This is a genomic window from Armatimonas sp., from assembly GCF_043760365.1.
GTDB lineage: Bacteria > Armatimonadota > Armatimonadia > Armatimonadales > Armatimonadaceae > Armatimonas.
Genome location: NZ_JAYUPA010000498.1, coordinates 1 through 1,631, shown reverse-complemented (window position 1 = coordinate 1,631; position 1,631 = coordinate 1). Strand labels below are relative to the sequence as shown.

2 protein-coding genes are annotated in these 1,631 nt (G+C 61.4%); one reads left to right on the top strand and one right to left on the bottom strand.

From position 1 onward, the window contains the following. The coding region (locus ACH2EH_RS11635) for a hypothetical protein (protein WP_395141832.1) at positions 1 to 479 on the top strand (479 nt) is incomplete at its 5' end. Between the two features lie 18 nt (positions 480 to 497). On the opposite strand, the gene ACH2EH_RS11630 is transcribed toward ACH2EH_RS11635, so the two are convergent. After that, the coding region (locus ACH2EH_RS11630) for a hypothetical protein (RefSeq protein ID WP_395141830.1) at positions 498 to 1,631 on the bottom strand (1,134 nt) is incomplete at its 5' end.

Here is a 1,631-nt window from a genome sequence, read left to right as displayed (position 1 = left end):
CGCTGGGCGAGCACTACCGAATCACTGCACGTGTAGTTCTGACAGACACCGACGATGGCACGGATAGCGATCTGGAGGTCTATGGGGCGATGCGCCTCAACGACACTATTTTATGGGAACGCCCTGAAAGTAGTCCGCTCCAAGGCCAACGCCTGGGCGCTGAGCTCCGCCTAGACGGCTCTCAGTTCCTGCCAGCCCATCCCCGGCTCGCCGGGCCACCCGAAGTGCAAGTGATGTATGCACCAGGGACGCTAACACCTTCGGGCTCGCCCGTCACTATCACCGGGCATCTCTGGGACTACGACTCCATCTCGGGAAACGAGGATGTGGGGGAGTACAATATTTCTATCACCCCTGCGGAGCTCAAGCGTCTGGTCGAAACCAAAACGGAGCGTGTCTACCCCAACCAACACCGACGATCCAGCGGTGACAATAACTCCGAGCTACGTATTCGAGTGACGCGAATCGCGTTTCTCTGATTGCGTTTCTCTAGGGACCTAAAACTGCTGGCGGACTCCTGCCAGCAGTTGTGCTGCAATCGGGTAACCCGGAAAGAAAGCGCGGGCACCTCCGAAAGGTAGCTGGGCCCGAACAAAACTCTCGCGCTGTGGCCCAATACGGCGCTGGCTTCCCAGCTCCACGAGTGTCAGCGCCGATGTGCTGCCCTCCGAAAAACCACCGGGAACATAGGTCGAGCTTGCACTCTGCCAGTAGTGCAACTGCGCGTAGGGCGTGCCGAGTGCCGCTGTCGGTGGAAGATCCGCACGCAACGACATCTCTAGAGATGGCAGACCCAGGGCACCGCTGTTCTGGTAGCACAGTGAGCCTTCCCAGCCAACGGCGTCATTCGTCTTTCGGCCTGTGAGGCGCAAACCCGTGGTACTTGCCGATGTGATCGCCTTCAGCGGCAGCGAGCCCGAGAGGCGCGGGTCGCCCGTCAGGATAAAACCATTGCGAACCTCCTTGCGAAAGAGAGTGGCATCCCAGGAGAGCGGAGCGCGGGTATCACGAACCGATACCTCCGTGTCCCAGCGCCGACTGTCTGGCCCTTGAAGGAAGAAGTCTACCAAACGGTCGCTTGTGGATGGGTCACGGCTGGCGCCGGGAAGGGCGAAGAGGGGATCGGGCAACAAGTTGGGCGGCAGAAGCTCCCCCGCCGCAGGTGCGAGCCGAGGTCGGAGAAGCGCGTGCAGGTGCTGGTGGGGGCGAAGCGGCTGGAGCCACTCCGCATAGGGCAATACTGCAAGGCTGCTGCGCCTGCTCTCGGGGAGGAGCCCCCCGTAGGCCGCGCGGGTCGGGAGGTTTGCCAAGGAACTTTGCTGCCAACCGAGCACGGGCCCTGCTCGCCAGAGCCGATCCGGATGTTTCTGCCGGGAGACAAGCAGGTAGGCACTCAATAGCCGTGTAGTGCCGGGAGCCAAGAGCTGATCGCTAGGCTCGGACGGCGCGGGGAAGCCACTGTCCGTACGTGGTTGAAATCCTGTTCTCTCATTTTGCATAAAGGCAAGACCGCCCGTCACTTTTACTTGTGGTGCTGGACGGCCATCCCAGCGGAGCTCCGCTCCAAGCTGACGATCTGCTAGGCTGGGGAGCTTGTGCCCACGCACGGTCAGCGCTCCCATCCAGACACT